General features: G+C 67.0%; 15 protein-coding genes and 2 tRNA genes. 8 read left to right on the top strand and 9 right to left on the bottom strand.

Annotation, left to right across the window (positions count from 1 at the left end; all coding sequences use genetic code 11):
* Nucleotides 1-21 precede the first annotated feature (21 nt).
* Nucleotides 22-1,296 carry an acyl-CoA dehydrogenase family protein gene (locus FN976_RS16480; protein ID WP_145894139.1) on the top strand — a complete coding sequence of 425 codons (1,275 nt, stop codon included), beginning with the start codon at nucleotides 22-24 and terminating at the stop codon, nucleotides 1,294-1,296.
* Nucleotides 1,297-1,343: 47 nt separating this feature from the next.
* On the opposite strand, the gene FN976_RS16475 is transcribed toward FN976_RS16480, so the two are convergent.
* Nucleotides 1,344-2,030, bottom strand: coding sequence for a hypothetical protein (locus FN976_RS16475; RefSeq protein WP_255440500.1), 687 nt, complete (start codon nucleotides 2,028-2,030; stop codon nucleotides 1,344-1,346).
* Between the two features lie 56 nt (nucleotides 2,031-2,086).
* On the opposite strand from FN976_RS16475, the gene FN976_RS16470 reads away from it, so the two are divergent.
* Nucleotides 2,087-2,785 carry a glutathione binding-like protein gene (locus FN976_RS16470; protein WP_255440499.1) on the top strand — a complete coding sequence of 233 codons (699 nt, stop codon included), beginning with the start codon at nucleotides 2,087-2,089 and terminating at the stop codon, nucleotides 2,783-2,785.
* On the opposite strand, the gene FN976_RS16465 is transcribed toward FN976_RS16470, so the two are convergent.
* Nucleotides 2,727-4,397: a hypothetical protein gene (locus FN976_RS16465; protein ID WP_145894137.1), complete on the bottom strand. Its 1,671-nt coding sequence runs from the start codon at nucleotides 4,395-4,397 to the stop codon at nucleotides 2,727-2,729. The genes FN976_RS16470 and FN976_RS16465 overlap by 59 nt on opposite strands.
* A gap of 115 nt (nucleotides 4,398-4,512) precedes the next feature.
* On the opposite strand from FN976_RS16465, the gene FN976_RS16460 reads away from it, so the two are divergent.
* Both FN976_RS16460 and FN976_RS16455 read left to right on the top strand, forming a co-directional pair.
* Nucleotides 4,513-4,722, top strand: a complete 210-nt coding sequence (locus tag FN976_RS16460; RefSeq protein WP_349291383.1) for a hypothetical protein — start codon at nucleotides 4,513-4,515, stop codon at nucleotides 4,720-4,722.
* Between the two features lie 101 nt (nucleotides 4,723-4,823).
* The gene (locus tag FN976_RS16455) at nucleotides 4,824-5,207 is read left to right on the top strand and encodes a hypothetical protein (protein ID WP_145894135.1); all 384 of its coding nucleotides are present in this window, start codon (nucleotides 4,824-4,826) and stop codon (nucleotides 5,205-5,207) included.
* Nucleotides 5,208-5,240: 33 nt separating this feature from the next.
* On the opposite strand, the gene FN976_RS16450 is transcribed toward FN976_RS16455, so the two are convergent.
* The 4 genes from FN976_RS16450 to FN976_RS16435 all read right to left on the bottom strand — a co-directional run bounded on the left by FN976_RS16450 (nucleotide 5,241) and on the right by FN976_RS16435 (nucleotide 5,862).
* A tRNA-Arg gene (locus tag FN976_RS16450) sits at nucleotides 5,241-5,317 on the bottom strand.
* 12 nt (nucleotides 5,318-5,329) lie between these two features.
* Entirely contained in the window at nucleotides 5,330-5,542 is a 213-nt protein-coding gene (locus FN976_RS16445; protein ID WP_145894134.1) for a hypothetical protein, read from the bottom strand.
* 39 nt (nucleotides 5,543-5,581) lie between these two features.
* A complete protein-coding gene (locus FN976_RS16440; RefSeq protein ID WP_145894133.1) occupies nucleotides 5,582-5,752 on the bottom strand; it encodes a DUF3606 domain-containing protein in 171 nt (56 codons plus the stop codon).
* A gap of 33 nt (nucleotides 5,753-5,785) precedes the next feature.
* Nucleotides 5,786-5,862 (bottom strand) — tRNA-Pro (locus tag FN976_RS16435).
* Between the two features lie 25 nt (nucleotides 5,863-5,887).
* Between FN976_RS16435 and FN976_RS16430 the strand changes: the two genes are divergently transcribed.
* Nucleotides 5,888-7,669, top strand: coding sequence for a PhoX family protein (locus FN976_RS16430; RefSeq protein WP_145894132.1), 1,782 nt, complete (start codon nucleotides 5,888-5,890; stop codon nucleotides 7,667-7,669).
* A gap of 115 nt (nucleotides 7,670-7,784) precedes the next feature.
* Here the strand turns inward: FN976_RS16430 and boxB are convergent, their stop codons facing one another.
* From boxB to FN976_RS16415, 3 genes are read right to left on the bottom strand one after another with little or no spacing between them, the layout of a single operon-like run.
* Nucleotides 7,785-9,209, bottom strand: coding sequence for a benzoyl-CoA 2,3-epoxidase subunit BoxB (gene boxB / locus FN976_RS16425; protein ID WP_145894131.1), 1,425 nt, complete (start codon nucleotides 9,207-9,209; stop codon nucleotides 7,785-7,787).
* Nucleotides 9,209-10,903 carry a 2,3-epoxybenzoyl-CoA dihydrolase gene (boxC, locus tag FN976_RS16420; RefSeq protein ID WP_432417871.1) on the bottom strand — a complete coding sequence of 565 codons (1,695 nt, stop codon included), beginning with the start codon at nucleotides 10,901-10,903 and terminating at the stop codon, nucleotides 9,209-9,211. The genes boxB and boxC overlap by 1 nt, the downstream gene beginning before the upstream one ends.
* Nucleotides 10,904-10,908: 5 nt before the next feature.
* Complete coding sequence (locus FN976_RS16415) at nucleotides 10,909-11,805, bottom strand: helix-turn-helix transcriptional regulator (RefSeq protein WP_145894129.1); 897 nt, start codon at nucleotides 11,803-11,805, stop codon at nucleotides 10,909-10,911.
* A gap of 115 nt (nucleotides 11,806-11,920) precedes the next feature.
* On the opposite strand from FN976_RS16415, the gene FN976_RS16410 reads away from it, so the two are divergent.
* The 3 genes from FN976_RS16410 (at nucleotide 11,921) to FN976_RS16400 (ending at nucleotide 15,274) form a co-directional block, all read left to right on the top strand.
* Entirely contained in the window at nucleotides 11,921-12,400 is a 480-nt protein-coding gene (locus FN976_RS16410; RefSeq protein WP_145894128.1) for a flavodoxin domain-containing protein, read from the top strand.
* Between the two features lie 20 nt (nucleotides 12,401-12,420).
* On the top strand, nucleotides 12,421-13,992 hold the full coding sequence (locus FN976_RS16405; protein ID WP_145894127.1) for a benzoate-CoA ligase family protein: 1,572 nt from the start codon (nucleotides 12,421-12,423) through the stop codon (nucleotides 13,990-13,992).
* Nucleotides 13,993-14,086: 94 nt separating this feature from the next.
* Complete coding sequence (locus FN976_RS16400; RefSeq protein ID WP_145894126.1) at nucleotides 14,087-15,274, top strand: ABC transporter substrate-binding protein; 1,188 nt, start codon at nucleotides 14,087-14,089, stop codon at nucleotides 15,272-15,274.
* Nucleotides 15,275-15,310: the final 36 nt, after the last annotated feature.

The raw sequence follows: 15,310 nt of genomic DNA, 5'->3' as shown, positions 1-15,310 counted from the left end.
TTCACCAAAGGAAGACACACGATGGACTTCGAGTATTCGCCCAAGACCAAGGAACTCCAGGCGCGCCTGCAGAAGTTCATGGACGACCACATCTATCCGAGCGAGGCGACTTACGACGCGCAGCAGGCGGCCAACACGAAGTCCGGCAACCGCTGGCAGCCCCTGAAGATCATCGAGGACCTGAAGCCCAAGGCGCGTGAAGCGGGCCTCTGGAACCTGTTCCTGCCGGTCGACAGCGCGCATGCCTCGGGCTACAAGGGCGCGGGCCTGACCAACCAGGAATACGCGCCGCTGGCCGAGATCATGGGCCGAGTGCCATGGTCGAGTGAAGTCTTCAACTGCTCGGCGCCTGACACCGGCAACATGGAGACCCTGGCGCGCTACGGCTCCGACGAGATCAAGTCACGGTGGCTGAAGCCCCTGCTCGAAGGCCAGATCCGCTCGGCCTTCGCGATGACGGAGCCGGAGGTCGCCTCATCCGACGCCACCAACATCTGCACCCGCATCGAAAAGCAGGGCGACCACTACATCGTCAATGGCCACAAGTGGTGGATCTCCGGTGCCGGCGACCCGCGTTGCAACGTGTTCATCACCATGGGCAAGACCGATCCGGACGCGCCGCGCCACTCGCAGCAAAGCATGATCGTGATCCCGTCGGACACGCCTGGCATCCGCATCGTGCGGCCGCTGAATGTGATGGGCTACGACGACGCGCCGCACGGCCACATGGAGATGTACTTCGAGAACGTCAAAGTGCCGGCCGGCAACATCCTGCTGGGCGAAGGCCGAGGCTTTGAGATCGCCCAGGGACGCCTCGGCCCCGGGCGCATCCACCACTGCATGCGCCTGATCGGCCTGGCCGAGCGCGCGCTCGAGCTGATGTGCCGCCGCGCGATGTCGCGCACGGCCTTCGGCAAGACGGTGGCGCAGCAGACGGTGACGCAGGAACGCATCGCCGAAGCGCGCTGCAAGATCGACATGGCGCGCCTGCTCACGCTCAAGGCCGCGTGGATCATGGACCTGGCCGGCAACAAGGTGGCCCGCACCGAGATCGCGATGATCAAGGTGGTGGCGCCGACGATGGCTTGCCAGGTGATCGACTGGGCGATGCAGGTGCACGGCGGCGGCGGCATGTGCGACGACTTCCCGCTGGCTTCAGCTTACGCGCATGCACGCACGCTGCGCTTCGCGGACGGCCCGGACGAAGTGCACCGCAACGCCATCGCCAAGTGGGAGCTGGGCAAGTACGGCGCCTATGGCCGTGATGCAGAGCCGGCCGTGACGCGCGGAGGCTGAGCGCCGCAAGCGTGAGTCCGTCCCCGTTCGCGGGGACGGCGGCGCAACTAGCCGGGAGGAAAGCCGTTCAACGCGCCTTCGCAGGCGGCCGTGAAGATCTTCGCGGCGTGTTCCATCGTCGAATTCTCGGGGGGCAGGTACTCCATGCGCAGGTAGCACTTGCCGCGCATCAGGGCGACGATGAACGGCACCTCGGCCGTGGGCGCCGGGTCAGGCCAGGCCATCAGCAGTTCGGCGAAATTGCCGTCCATCCAGGCCAGCGCATGCTCGCGCTTGTCGGACAGGATGGCATAGCGCTTCCAGAACTCCGGCGGCAGGCTGTCCCAGCCGACCTCGTCGTACATGGCCAGCCAGCGCATTTCTTCGGGCAGGTTGGGGTCGGCGGTGGTCTGCAGCGTGTCGGTGATCATGCTGTAGGCCTTCTTTTCCAGCGCGTCCTTCAGCGGGCGGCTGATCACCATCGCGGCCATGTCCTCAGTGATGCCGAGTTCCGCACGCGCCCGCAGTTCTTCGCCCATGATGTAGTTGCGGGAGGGCCGGCCGACTTCCATCCGCCATGCCTTGCCGCCCACCTTGCCCTGCATGGTGGGCCCCTTGCCGCCCGGCGCGGTGAAAGACATGGTCACGCCATTCTGGGTCGCCCACTCCGAAGCGGGCCCGGCCGTCAGCTGCGACGAGGGTCCTTCCGGCTGTTTGGCCTCCTTGGAGAAGGCCTTCTTCAGGCGATCGAACATGGACGGGATTCTGGGCCTAAAGTGCCATTATCAATTCAAAACGTAAGGAACGCGCAGTGTCGAAGATCACCGTGTATTCGTGGCCCACACCCAACGGCCACAAGGTCCACATCATGCTGGAGGAATGTGGCCTTCCGTATGAGGCCATCCCGGTGAACATCGGCGCCGGCGACCAGTTCAAGCCGGACTTCCTGGCGATCAGCCCCAACAACAAGATCCCGGCCCTGGTCGACCCCGCCGGCCCGGATGGCCAACCGATCTCGCTGTTCGAATCCGGGGCCATCCTGCTCTACCTGGCCGCCAAAACCGGGCGCTTCCTGCCGGCCTCGGACCGCGCCCGCTACGAGGTGCTGCAGTGGCTGATGTTCCAGATGGGCGGGGTGGGCCCCATGCTGGGGCAGGCCCACCACTTCCGCATGTATGCGCCCGAGAAGCTGCCCTACGCGGTCGACCGCTACAGCAACGAAGCGAAGCGGCTGTACCGGGTGATCGACAAGCGCCTGGCCGCGAGTGCCTGGCTGGGGGGCGACGAGTACTCGATCGCCGACATCGCGACCTTTCCCTGGCTGCGCAGCTGGGAGAAGCAGGGGATCGTCCTCGAGGACTATCCGCACTTGAAGAAGTGGCTGGACACCATCGCCGCCCGGCCGGCCGTGCAACGAGGCGTGCAGGTGCTGGCGGACCTGCGCAAGCCGATCACCGACGACAAGGCGCGGGAGGTCCTGTTCGGGAAGACCCAGTACGCGCAGCGGTGACGGCCTCGCCCGCGCAAGGGCCGCGCACCTCGTAGACGTCCGTGCCGCCGCCGTCCCGGAAAACGGCACGGCCGCCATCACTTTCGCCGCCCAGCCCGAACTCACCCAGCGCGTAACGGTCGTCCCCGCCATCGTCGGCAAAGACGGCCACTGACCCGTCGTGCGCGGCCGCCAGCGCGGTGGCATGCGTGGACCGGTAGCGGTCGTTGCCCGCGCCGCGCTTCACCAGCACGCCCACCGCCTGGTGGGCCGCCGCGCCCAGTGAATACCAGGCGGCGTCGAAGCTGTCGCTGCCGCCGCCGTCGAACAGCAGGCCGCCGCCACCCAGGTAGCCGACGCCCTGCGCGAACACCTGGCCGCTGTAGTGGTCGTCTCCCGACAGGTCGAGCAGGAGGCCGAGGCCGCCGGGGACGGCCTGGGCGTGGGCCGGCATGGCAAGGCCGCGGCCGGCCCCTTGCCCCATCGAGGCGTTCCGGTCGGGCAATTGCGCCGACGGCAGCACCAGCGGCTCGTTGACCAGCGCATAGCGGTCGTTGCCGGCCGCGTCCAGCAGCAAAGCCACGCCCGCCGGCCCGCCGCTCGCCTGCGCGTGCGTCGCGGCGCTGTAGCGGTCGCCCCCGGACCGGTCATGCAGGATGGCGAGGCCCGCGATGGCGAAGGCCTGCGAGAAGCCGCGCGCCGTGTAGATGTCCTCCCCGGCTGTGTCGTGCAACAGCGCGATGCCGAACAGGGCCGCGGCCTGCGCGAAGTCGCCGGCTTCGTAGCGATCGTCGCCCCCCGCGTCCCAGAGCACGCCATAGCCGAGCACGCCGGCGGATGGATCGCTGCCCGGGGCAGTGGCTTGATACCGGTCGTTGCCTCCACGGTCGAGCAGGACGCTGATCCGGTTGTGGGTATCGCGGCGCTCGAACACGTATTGGTCGTTGCCTCCGACATCGATCACGAGCAAGGGATTGGCGAGCAGGTGCACGTTGTCCGCGCCGGTCGTGTCGATCAGGAGGCCGCCGAGTGTCGTGTCGCATTGCCAGCGCACAGCGGGCACCTGGATGGGGATGGACAGGACCGCATCCAGCGCCTCGACCGCGGCGACCAGCCGCAACATGCCGGCGAGCAACGGCCCCGGGTCGATGCGGCCGAGCGCGGCACGGTAGTCGGGCACGGAGGGCTGCGCTGGCGGCCGGGCCGCCACCTGGGGCATCAGGATCTGCGCGTCCAGGCCCGGAGGCAGGTTCCCCAGCGCGGCACGGCGGGAATGCTCGGCGGCGTCGATCGCGGACAGCACCTCGTCGACGGCCGTCGCGAAGGCACCCGCAGGCCACGGGGGTGCGCCGCAAGCCGCCACCCAGGCAGGCCTTGCCGTTGCCGGGAAGGACTGTGGCAGCGGGCGCCAGCCGGCAAGCCCGGCCGTCGCGGCCAGCAGTCGCGATGGGGACCCAGCCGCCCCCGCGAGAGCCGTCGCGGTCCGGATCGCACTGGTTTCGACGCCAGGCGGATCGGCCATCCATTGGCGATGCAGCGCGAACGCTGGCGGGTGGGCCCGCCAGGTCGCGCAAGCCACCATTTGCAACGCGACGAGCACACACGCCACGACGCGCACGCCTACCCTGTTCATTTGACATCCCTACGGCCGCACAAGCGGTGGCAACACTGTACGATGGGCCATCGCCGCCGATTCCACCTCCGAACCCGCCGTCTTCCATGAAGCCTCGGGCACCATCCGTTTCTGGGTGCTGGTCGGAGACGCGCTGGTCGGGGCCAGCGTCAGCCCGTTGACCCTGCACTACAGCTACCGGCCCGCGACCCCCGGCGAGGACGCGATGGAAACCTTCCGGCACAACCTCCCTCACCTGGAAACCGTGGTGCGGCGGCGCCTCGCCAGCGGCTCGCGCGAGCCGGTGATGCTGCGCGAGCACGACCTGCGCAGCGCCAGTTCCTGAGCCTTCGGCCCATGGCCGACGCGTGCTAACCTTTCGCGGTGATCGCGCCCGGGCCGTGAACGCCCTCGGCCTTGGCGCACGGCTTCAAAGGTAACGACGAAATGCGCTTCTCCCTCGAGGTCACCCCGGGACCGACGTATCTCCTCGTGGAGGCGGCCGGTCCCATGGACCTGGGGCACTTGTGCGGCATGTTCGACCTGGCGGCGCAGGTCTGCGAGATGAACGGTCACCGGCGGGTGCTCTTCATCCTGGTCGCGGCGCAGGTCGACCTCTCTTTCACGCAGCACCTGCACCTGGGTGCACACGCCGCCCACAGCCTGCGCAAGCTGGAGCGGGCCGCATCGGTGGTGACGGCCGCGAGCCGGCGCGGCACCAGCGAGAAATCGGCGCAGAAGCACGGCCTGGTGTTCCGCACCTTCACGGAGGCCGCTGAAGCGGCCGTCTGGGTGGGGGCGTCGGACGACGTGGGGGCGCCAGGCGCTTGAGGTCTTGGCACGCGCGGGCGTGTGGTGCAAATGTGGCCTGCCCGGAGGGAATCGAACCCCCGACAACCTGCTTAGAAGGCAGGTGCTCTATCCAACTGAGCTACGGGCAGAAAAAATCTTGGTCAGGTCTTGCTGGTGGCAGCGTGACCGGCATACACGGCGGCCAGTGCCTGGACGATCGCGGTCGTCATGGCCATACCCGCTTCGTGCGGCGTGCCGGGGAAATGCGTTTCCATCAGCACCTTGGCCTGCTTGATCTGGTCGTCGACGACGGCCAGTGCGCGGCCCAGGTTGGCGCTTTGTCCATGGGTCAGTTCGCGGAGTTCGGTGGCCACAGGTGTCTTTCGGAGTGAAGACCCATGGTACCGCCGCCGCTACTTCTTCAGGTACTTGCGGACAGCCTCGGCGTTGGGACCGACGATGGCCACGGCGGCTCTCACCTGCGTGAACGTCACGCCGAACACCTTGGCCCAGGACTCCAGGTCGGCCTTGTCTTGCACATTGATTTTGTTGGGGTCCGCGGGCGCGGGGGCAGGCGTTGCCATGTTGTTCTCCGTTTCGGCCGCCAGGCGGCGAAGTGGTCGGAGCGATAGGATTCGAACCTACGACCCTCTGGTCCCAAACCAGATGCGCTACCAGACTGCGCTACGCTCCGAAGCCGCCATTCTAGTTGTTCCCCGATGTCTCCCACCGAACCCGCCTCCGGCGGCCGGCGCGGCGTGCTGCAGGCAGGTGCCGCCGGGCTGCTGGCGCTGCTGGCGCCGGCCTGCGCTGTGCCCCCGAACACCGCGACCCCCGACACCGCGCTGCCGGGCTTCGCCGGGGTGCCGCCCTCCTCGGCCGACACTGTCGTCGTGCCGCCCGGCTACCGGGCTTCCGTCCTCCTGAAGTGGGAGGATTCCCTGGGGATCGCCGGAACGGGAGGCGCCGGCCAGGCCGTGCAAGCAGGCATGCACCACGATGGCATGCACTTTTTCCCGCTCTCGGCCGACGGCAGCCGCGGGCTGCTGGTCCTCAACCACGAGTACACGGACGAGACGCTGCTGCACCCCGACGGGATGGAACCGGCGACGGTTGAAAAAGTGCGCCGGTCGCAGTTCGCGATGGGCGTGTCGGTCGTCGAGGTGGCGTTGCGCAGAGGCGAATGGGAGCTGATCCGGCCATCGCCGTACGCGCGGCGCATCCACGGAACGACGCCCATGCGGATCGCCGGCCCGGCAGCCGGTCACGCCTGGATGCGGACCGCGCACGACCCGTCCGGCGCTTCGGTCCTCGGCACTTTCCAGAACTGCGCCATGGGCGTCACCCCCTGGGGCACCTACCTCACCTGCGAAGAGAACTTCCAGGGCCATTTCGGCGCGGCGCCCGGCAGCTTCAGGCCGGATGCCGCGCAGCGCCGCTACGGCCTGGCCGCCGACGGCTCCTGGCTGCCGTGGTGGCAATTCGACGAGCGCTTCGACCTGTCGAAACACCCGAACGAGGCCAACCGCTTCGGCTGGGTGGTGGAGATCGACCCCATGGATCCAACATCCACGCCGGTCAAGCGCACCGCCCTCGGCCGCAAGCGTCAGGAAAGCGCGACCTGCACGTTGACGCGCGACGGACGCGTGGCCGTCTACATGGGCGACGACAGCCGCTTCGAATCCATCTACAAGTTCGTCACGCGCGACACGGTGCGGCCGGGCGGCTACGCGGCCAACCGCGACCTGCTGGATCACGGCACGCTGTACGCGGCACGCTTTGACGGCGGCGGGCGCGGTCAGTGGCTGGCGTTGCCTGCCACGGCCGAAGCCAGCATCCATGCGCGCCTGGCGGCAGATGCCGCGGGCGCGACACCCATGGACCGGCCCGAGTGGGTGGCTGTGCACCCGACGACCGGCGAGGTCTACGTGACCCTCAGCAACAACACGCAGCGCGGCGATCCGGGCCGGCCGGGCGTAGACGCGGCCAACCCGCGCGCGCGCAACGCCTTCGGGCACATCGTCCGGTGGCGTGAGCACGGCGGCGACGCGGGCGCCAGCGCCTTCGAGTGGGACACGTATGTGCTCGCAGGCGACCCGGCAGTGGCCGGTGCCGGCGCGCGCTACCCCTCCGCACACGCGGATGCGTTCGGTGCGCCGGACGGCCTGCACTTCGACAGCGGTGGGCTGTTGTGGATCCAGACCGACATGTCGGGTTCGGTGATGAACAAGGGCGACTTCACACGCCTGGGCAACAACCAGCTGCTGTGCGCGAACCTGGCCACGGGACGCATCCGGCGCTTCCTCACCGGGCCACGGGGATGCGAGGTGACGGGTTGCGTGCTGACGCCCGACCGGCGGACGCTGTTCGTGAACATCCAGCATCCGGGGGAGACGAGCGACGACGGCGGGACGAGCCGGCGGGGCTGGCCGGATGGGGGGATTCCGCGGTCGGCGACGGTGGTGGTACGGCGGGAAGATGGCGGGATGATCGGGACTTGAATTCCTCCTTCCCCCTCTGGGGGAAGGTCGGGATGGGGGCGCGCGCGTCGACGAGATTGCGACATGCAGTGCCCCCACCCCAGCCCTCCCCCAGAGGGGGAGGGAGAAATTCGATCTACAGCTTCACGTACTCATACTCCACCGCATTCGCATTGATCCCGCGGTCCGGCGGCGCGATCCAGCCGGCCATCTTGCCGGGTTCGGTCACGCGCTGCATCAGGCTCTTGATGAAAGCGGTGTCATCCGGCGTCGGCAACCAGTCGTTCTTCTTCGCGTCGAACTCGGCCGGGGTGATCGGGATGCCTTCGGGGTTGGTCGGGATTCCCGCCCACACACCGACGGCACGGCGGAAACGCGTGGCAGGCAGCTTCAGCTGGAAATCGACGCCGGCGCGCTTGAGCGCCATGTTCCAGCGCGTCACGCCCACGTTGCAGTCCTTCACGTATTCGAGGCGCGTCACTTCGTTCATGCCGTTGCGCACGCTGATGGATTGGTCCATCACGCCGCCCTTGCCGTCGGGCACCTGGATGCTCATCTCGGTGCCGGCTTCCACGTGGTCCGCGAACTTCGCTTCGTCGGGCCGGCCCTTGATGCCGTTGCTGAAGTAGTTGGCCGCGTTCGAAGACGCCTCCGAGCCGAACAGGTCGAGCGAGCTGGTGAACCAGAAGTTCATGAACTTCTGGATGGTGGGCAAGTCGATCGCGCCGTGCTCGCGCACCCGCTTCCAGTCGTCGGTGTCCAGCTCCTTCATCACTTCCAGCGTCCGCTTGATGACACGGCCCACACCGGTCTCGCCCACGAACATGTGGTGCGCTTCCTCGGTCAGCATGAAGCGCGTGGTGCGCGCCAGCGGGTCGAATGCCGACTCGGCGAACGACTTGAGCTGGAACTTGCCGTCGCGGTCCGTGAAGTAGGTGAACATGAAGAACGACAGCCAGTTGTCCATCGGCTCGTTGAAGGTGCCCAGGATGCGCGGCTTGTCGGCGTCGCCGCTGTGGCGCATCAGCAGCTCTTCGGCCTCTTCACGGCCATCGCGGCCGAAGTGGGCGTGCAGCAGGTAGACCATGGCCCAGAGGTGGCGTCCCTCTTCCACGTTCACCTGGAACAGGTTGCGCAAGTCATACAGCGAAGGCGCGGTGTGGCCGAGCAGGCGCTGCTGCTCGACGGAGGCCGGCTCGGTGTCGCCTTGCGTGACGATCAGCCGCCGGAACGTGGAGCGATATTCGCCGGGCACGTCCTGCCAGACGTCCTCGCCCATGTGGTCGCCGAAGCCGATCTTGCGGCCCTGCTCGCGGTCGGCCAGGAAGATCCCCCAGCGGTAGTCGGGCATGGGCGTGTAGCCGTACTGAGCCCAGCCTTGCGCGTCCACGCCGACGGCGGTGCGCAGGTAGACCTCCTTGGCCTTGAAGTCGCTCGGGCCCATTTCGTCCCACCAGTTCAGGAAGGCGGGCTGCCAGTGTTCGAGAGCGCGCTGCAGCTGGCGGTTGTCGCCCAGGCTGACGTTGTTGGGGATTTTGGCTTGCAGGTCGATGGTGGTCATCAGATTCTCTTCCAATCAAATTTCGCCTTCTTGCCCGTGCCGAACAGCTTGAGGGCACCCTCTTCCCCGACCGCATTCGGCCGGATGAAGATCCAGTTCTGCCAGGCCGAGAGCCGGCCGAACACACGTGTTTCCATCGTTTCCTTGCCGGGGAAGCGCAGCGATGCTTCCATGCCCGTCAGTGCATCGGGCGACAGGGAGGCGCGCTCCTCCAGCATCAACCGGATCTCGTCGTCCCAGTCGATGTCATCCGGCGTCAATGTGACCAGGCCCAGTCCCAGCGCCTGGTCCGCGCGCAGCGGGCTGTCCTGCAGGCCTTGCAACTGGGCGATGGTGTCGGCGTCTTCGTTGAAGCGAGTCTGCAAACGCGTGAGGCCGTTGACCGCGGGATAGCGGCCGAAGTTGGCCGCGTTCAGTTGCAGCGCGGGTGCGGCATCGGGCGAGTCCGGCAGGTCCAGCATGTAGATGCGGTCGCAGGCCAGCGCGAGCTCGTAGAAGGTCCCGGCGAAGCAGGAGCCGTCGTCCACCAGGGCGATCAGCGTGCGGCTGGTCACGTCCAGGCGGGCCAGCGTGCGGCGCAGCGCGCCCAGGGTTTCGCGCACCAGCCAGTGGCCCTTGTTCGCTTCCAGTACGGCGTCGGCCTGCATCACGCGGTTGGCATCGCCACGCGTCTTGATGACCCAGGTGCCGATCTCGAGCTCGTTGGTGCGCAGGTTCAGGATGGCGTCGTCGAGTTCACGGGCCAGTTTCAGCGGCCACCAATTCGCGCCGGCGGCGACGATCGCGTCGGGCGTGGATTCGATCGCGACCTGCGGTGCCGACACCGTCACCGTCGCGGTGCGCGCGGCGCGGTCGATCTGCACGTCGACCGTGCCGTAGTGATAGCCCTGCCCGTCGATGGTCACCTCCACCTTGGTGAGTGCGATCCCTTGCTCGGGACCCGCACGGTCCGACTGCTTGCGCAGCGCGTCCACTTCATGGTCAACCAGTGCGCCAAACTGCTGCGGCTTCGCATAGGCGTCGATCAGCTTCCAGTCCTTGGCCCGATCGGCACGCACGCCTTCGCTGGTGGTGCAGAAGATGTCGGCCAGGTCACGGCGCACCTTGCGCTTGTCGGTGACGCGGGTCAGGCCGCCGGTGCCGGGCAGAACGCCCAGCAGCGGCACTTCGGGCAGGCTCACGGTGGAAGAACGGTCGTCCACCATCACGATGCGGTCGCAGGCCAGGGCCAGCTCGTAGCCGCCGCCGGCGCAGGCACCCGTCACGGCGGCCACCGACTTCAGGCCTTCGTTGCGCGAGGAGTCTTCGAGCCCGTTGCGCGTCTCGTTGGTGAACTTGCAGAAGTTCACCTTCCAGGCGTGCGTCGACAGGCCCAGCATGTAGATGTTGGCGCCGGAGCACCAGATGCGGTCCTTGCCGCTCTCGAACACCACGACCTTGACCGCGGGATGCTCGAAGCGGATGCGGTTGATGGCGTCATGCAGCTCGATGTCGACGCCCAGGTCGTAGCTGTTCAGCTTGAGCTTGTAGCCCGGCTTGATACCCCCGTCTTCGTCGATGTCGAGCTTCAGGCGCGCGACGTCGCCCTGCACGTCCAGCTTCCAGTGGCGGTAGCGCGACGGGTGCGTGGCGAAGCTCACCAGCTCGCGCTCCTCGCCGTCCAGGGTCTGCTTGAACAGCAGGGGTTCGGTCATGGCATTCATGTCGTTCGGTCTCCTTGGTCTTTGCCCGCGGCGGGCACGGCCCGCTCCAGGTCTTTCAGGGATTGCTTGATGGAGCGCGCCGCGGTGTCCACCACGGAATCGGCGCGCGCATACAGGGCTTCGCGGCTGGCCAGGATGCGGCGGATGTCGTCCAGCGCCTCGCCGGTGGCTCCACGCGTGACATCGAAGGGCCGCATGTCGCCCTGGGCCACCACGCGGCTCATGTGCTCCTCGGGGCTGGCCTTCACCCACACACAATGGAAGTGGCTTTGCAGCAGATCAAACGTCTCGCGTTCGCTCACGATGCTGCCGCCGGTGGTCATGACCACGCCGTCCGCATGTTCCTCCGCGATGCGCAGCAGGGCGCGGCGCTCGTAGCGGCGATAGCCGGCTTGCCCGTGCAGCAGCAGGATCTCGTTCATGCTGGTGCCGGCCTCGCGTTCGATCTCGCGGTCGAGCTCGACGAAGGGGACTTTCTTCTGCACGGCCAGTTGTTCGCCCAGCGTCGTCTTGCCGGCGCCGCGCAGGCCGACAAGCGCCACGCGCTTCTCCCGGCCCTTGGCGTCCGCCAATCCGAAGCTGGCCGCCAGCAGCGCATAGGCCTGGTCGAGCTGAGAGTCGTCCAGGCGAGTGAGCAGACCTTGCGCGCGTGCCAGCGCCGGACGCGGCGCGTCCTGCAGGAGATCGAGGATGGTGATGTTCAGCGCGCGGGCGGTGAGCGCGAGGGAGTTGATGGAGACGTTGCCCTTGCCGCTTTCGACGTCGGCCAGGAAGCGCTCGGACAGGCCTGAGTCCGAAGCCAGCTGCTTGCGCGTCATCCCGCGGCGAGCACGCCACGCCCGCACCCGTGCGCCGAGTTCGGCGAGCGTGGCCTGGGCTTCGTTCTCACTCATCAGCTGCTGCATGCGATGTAAGCCGGTTTTTCTTGCGGGGACTTGCGCCAGATCAAGATTGCAGTATACTTCCTGAAATCGAACTGTCAAGCAGTTTACTGCATCAGGACTCCACATGAAGCTCAAGATCCTCGTCGGCACAATGACCAGCACCGCCGACTATGTGGCGCAAGCGATCCAGATGGATTGCGCCGACCTCGTGGACGAAATCGAAGTCCAGTTGATGGATGGCCTCGACATCAACGTCTTCGATGAAGATGCACTTTATCTCATCTGCACATCCACCTACGGTTCCGGCGACGTGCCGGACAACGCGCGGGTGCTGTACGACTCGCTGGATCTGCAACCGAAATTCCTGGGCCACGTGCGCTACGGCGTGATCGCGCTCGGTGACTGCACCTACGTGCAGACTTTCGCGTTCGGCGGCAAGAAGTTCGACGCGCGCCTCACCGACCTGGGCGCGCAGCGCATCGGCGACATCTGGATCCACGATGCCAGTGCCGGCACCTTCCCCGAGGAACTGGGCACGACCTGGTGCCGTGAATGGCTGCCCATGGCGCTGGAAACGGTGCAGAAGGAAAAGACGGCGGCTTAAGACAACGAGGAGGAGGCCGCATGCACCTGAGCCACGCCGACCACAGCGCCACCCCACCTCGCGTGGAAATCCCACGCGACTACAACGCTGCGCACGATCTCCTGCAGCGCAATGCGGCCCGTTCGCAGAAGGCCGCCTTCATTGATGCGGCCAGCGGCGAGCAACTCACCTATGGCCAGCTGGCCGAGCAAGCGCACCGCTTTGCGAACGCTTTGCGCGCTCGCGGATTCCAGCCCGAATCGCGGGTGCTGCTGGCGATGCTCGATACGCTCGAGTGGCCCGTGGTGTTCCTCGGCTGCATGCTGGCCGGCGTGGTGCCGGTGGCCGCCAACACGCTGCTGACCACCCGGGACTTCGAGTTCATGCTGCGCGACTCGCGCGCGCAGGCCCTGTTCGTTTCCAAGCCGTTGCTGCCGACCTTCGAGCCGCTGGTCGGCAAGATTTCGACCCTGAAGCAGATGTTCATCGCGGCCGGGGACGGCGAGCATTCGGTCGCGTCGCTCATCGCGTCGGGCGGCAACGATCAGCAGGTCGCAAGCACCTGTTCCGACGACGCCTGTTTCTGGCTCTATTCCAGCGGCTCCACCGGCACGCCCAAGGGCACGGTGCACCTGCACAGCCACCTCATCCAGACGGCGGAGCTGTATGGCCGGGCGGTGCTGGGCGTCCGCGAGGACGACGTGGTGTATTCGGCCGCCAAGCTGTTCTTCGCCTACGGCCTCGGTAACGCGCTCACCTTTCCCATGAGTGTGGGCGCGACGGCGGTGCTGCTGCCCGCGCGGCCGACACCGACGGACGTCTTCGGCGTGCTGAAGAAATTTCAGCCCACCATCTTCTACGGCGTGCCCACGCTCTATGCCGCCCTGCTCGCGGATGCGAACCGGCCGAAGAAGAGCGAGCTGAACCTGCGCATCTGCACCAGCGCGGGTGAAGCGCTGCCCGCCGACATCGGCAAGCGCTGGACCGCGGAATTCGGCTGCGAGATCCTCGACGGCATCGGCTCCACCGAGATGCTCCACATCTTCCTGTCGAACCGTCCTGGCCAGGTGCGCTACGGCACGACGGGCCAGGCCGTTCCCGGCTACGAGCTGCGCGTGGTCGGCGACGACGGAACTGACTGCGCCGATGGCGAGATCGGCGAATTGCAGATCCGCGGGCCCAGTGCCGCCATCATGTACTGGAACAACCGCGCCAAGACGAAGGCCACCTTCGCAGGCGAATGGACCCGCAGCGGCGACAAGTACACGCGTGACGGCGACGGCTACTACACCTACGGCGGCCGCACGGACGACATGCTCAAGGTGGGCGGCATCTACGTGTCGCCCTTCGAGGTGGAAGCTTGCCTCTCCACCCATGCGGCGGTGCTGGAGGCGGCCGTCATCGGCGTGAGCGACAGCGACGGCCTCATCAAACCCAAGGCGTACGTGGTCCTCAAGCCAGGGCAGCAGGCCAGCGCCGAAGACCTCCAGGCGCACGTGAAGTCGCTGCTCGCGCCGTACAAGTATCCTCGGTGGATCGAGTTCGCCGCCGAATTGCCGAAGACGGCGACGGGCAAGATCCAGCGGTTCCGCCTGCGCGCCATGTCCCAGTGAGGGTTAATCTTGTGGCGTTGGGCGCGAACTTGCGGTAAAAATGCTTTAGGCCTCAACTAAACCGAATCAACTGAAGAACGAAGGAAGCCCTCCGATGACCACCCGCCGTCTCGTCCTGTCCCGTGGCGCCGCCATTGTCGGTGCGGCCTCCACCGGCCTGCTGCTCCCCGAAATCGTGCGCGCCCAGTCGAACCGCATCCGCGTGGGCTTCATGCTGCCCTACACCGGCACCTTCGCCCAGCTCGGCGTGAATATCGAGAACGGCGTGCGCATGGCCATCAACGAGAAGGGCGGCAAGCTCGGCGGGCGTGAGATCGAGTGGTTCAAGGTCGACGACGAATCCGAGCCGTCCAAGGGCGTCGAGAACGCCAACCGGCTGGTCCAGCGCGACAAGGTCGACGTGCTGATCGGCACCGTGCACTCCGGCGTGCAGATGGGCATCCAGCGCGTCGCGCGCGAATCCGGCGTGCTGAACCTGATCCCGAACGCCGGCGTCCACGCCGCCACCCGCGCGCTGTGCGCGCCCAACGTCTTCCGCACCTCGTTCACCAACAGCCAGCCCACGCTGGCGCTGGGCAAGGCGATGTTCGACAAGGGCCACAAGAAGGCCGTCTGGATCACCTGGAAGTACGCCGCGGGCGACGAGGCCTTCGAAGGGTTCAAGCAGAGCTACACCGCTGCCGGCGGCACCATCGTCAAGGAACTCGGCCTGCCCTTCCCCAACGTCGAATTCCAGGCGCTGCTGACCGAGATCGCCTCGCTGCGCCCCGACGCCGTGGCCTGCTTCTTCGCCGGTGGCGGCGCGGCCAAGTTCATCCGCGACTACGCGGCGGCCGGCCTCAAGGACCGCATCCCGCTGTGGGGTTCGGGCTTCCTGACCGAGGGCGTGCTCGACGCCGCGGGCCCGGCAGCGGACGGCATCATGACCACGATGCACTACAGCGATTCGCTCGACACACCGCGCAACCGCCAGTTCCGCCAGCAGTTCGCCACCACGTTCAAGACGCAGCCGGACGTGTACGCGGTGCAGGGTTACGACACCGGCCTGCTGCTCGCGCAGGGCATGGCCGCCGTCAAGGGCGACATCGGGAACAAGGCGGCGCTGTACAAGTCGCTGGAGACGCAGACCATCGACAGCCCGCGCGGCAAGTGGACCATGAGCAAGGCGCACAACCCGGTGCAGGACATCTACCTGCGCCGGGTCGAGAACAAGGAAAACAAGGTGATCGGCATCGCCGCCAAGGCCCTCGCCGATTCCGGCGAAGGCTGCAAGCTCGGTTGATCCCTCACGGCCCCACCATGGGAGGTTTCGGCCTCC

It is taken from the genome of Caenimonas sedimenti, assembly GCF_007833165.1.
In the GTDB taxonomy this organism is placed as follows: Bacteria; Pseudomonadota; Gammaproteobacteria; order Burkholderiales; family Burkholderiaceae_C; genus Ramlibacter; species Ramlibacter sedimenti.
Note: the sequence above shows the minus strand (reverse complement) of the source record. Positions and strands in the feature narration are given on the sequence as shown.

Excerpts from the sequence above, each read along its gene's own strand:
- FN976_RS16405 (WP_145894127.1), top strand. The coding sequence starts at position 12,421 with ATGCACCTGAGCCACGCCGACCACAGCGCCACCCCACCTCGCGTGGAA.
- FN976_RS16475 (WP_255440500.1), bottom strand. The coding sequence starts at position 2,030 with ATGTTCGATCGCCTGAAGAAGGCCTTCTCCAAGGAGGCCAAACAGCCG.
- boxB (WP_145894131.1), bottom strand. The coding sequence starts at position 9,209 with ATGACCACCATCGACCTGCAAGCCAAAATCCCCAACAACGTCAGCCTG.
- FN976_RS16455 (WP_145894135.1), top strand. The coding sequence starts at position 4,824 with ATGCGCTTCTCCCTCGAGGTCACCCCGGGACCGACGTATCTCCTCGTG.
- FN976_RS16400 (WP_145894126.1), top strand. The coding sequence starts at position 14,087 with ATGACCACCCGCCGTCTCGTCCTGTCCCGTGGCGCCGCCATTGTCGGT.
- FN976_RS16415 (WP_145894129.1), bottom strand. The coding sequence starts at position 11,805 with ATGAGTGAGAACGAAGCCCAGGCCACGCTCGCCGAACTCGGCGCACGG.
- FN976_RS16410 (WP_145894128.1), top strand. The coding sequence starts at position 11,921 with ATGAAGCTCAAGATCCTCGTCGGCACAATGACCAGCACCGCCGACTAT.
- FN976_RS16430 (WP_145894132.1), top strand. The coding sequence starts at position 5,888 with ATGTCTCCCACCGAACCCGCCTCCGGCGGCCGGCGCGGCGTGCTGCAG.
- boxC (WP_432417871.1), bottom strand. The coding sequence starts at position 10,903 with ATGACCGAACCCCTGCTGTTCAAGCAGACCCTGGACGGCGAGGAGCGC.
- FN976_RS16440 (WP_145894133.1), bottom strand. The coding sequence starts at position 5,752 with ATGGCAACGCCTGCCCCCGCGCCCGCGGACCCCAACAAAATCAATGTG.
- FN976_RS16465 (WP_145894137.1), bottom strand. The coding sequence starts at position 4,397 with ATGAACAGGGTAGGCGTGCGCGTCGTGGCGTGTGTGCTCGTCGCGTTG.
- FN976_RS16480 (WP_145894139.1), top strand. The coding sequence starts at position 22 with ATGGACTTCGAGTATTCGCCCAAGACCAAGGAACTCCAGGCGCGCCTG.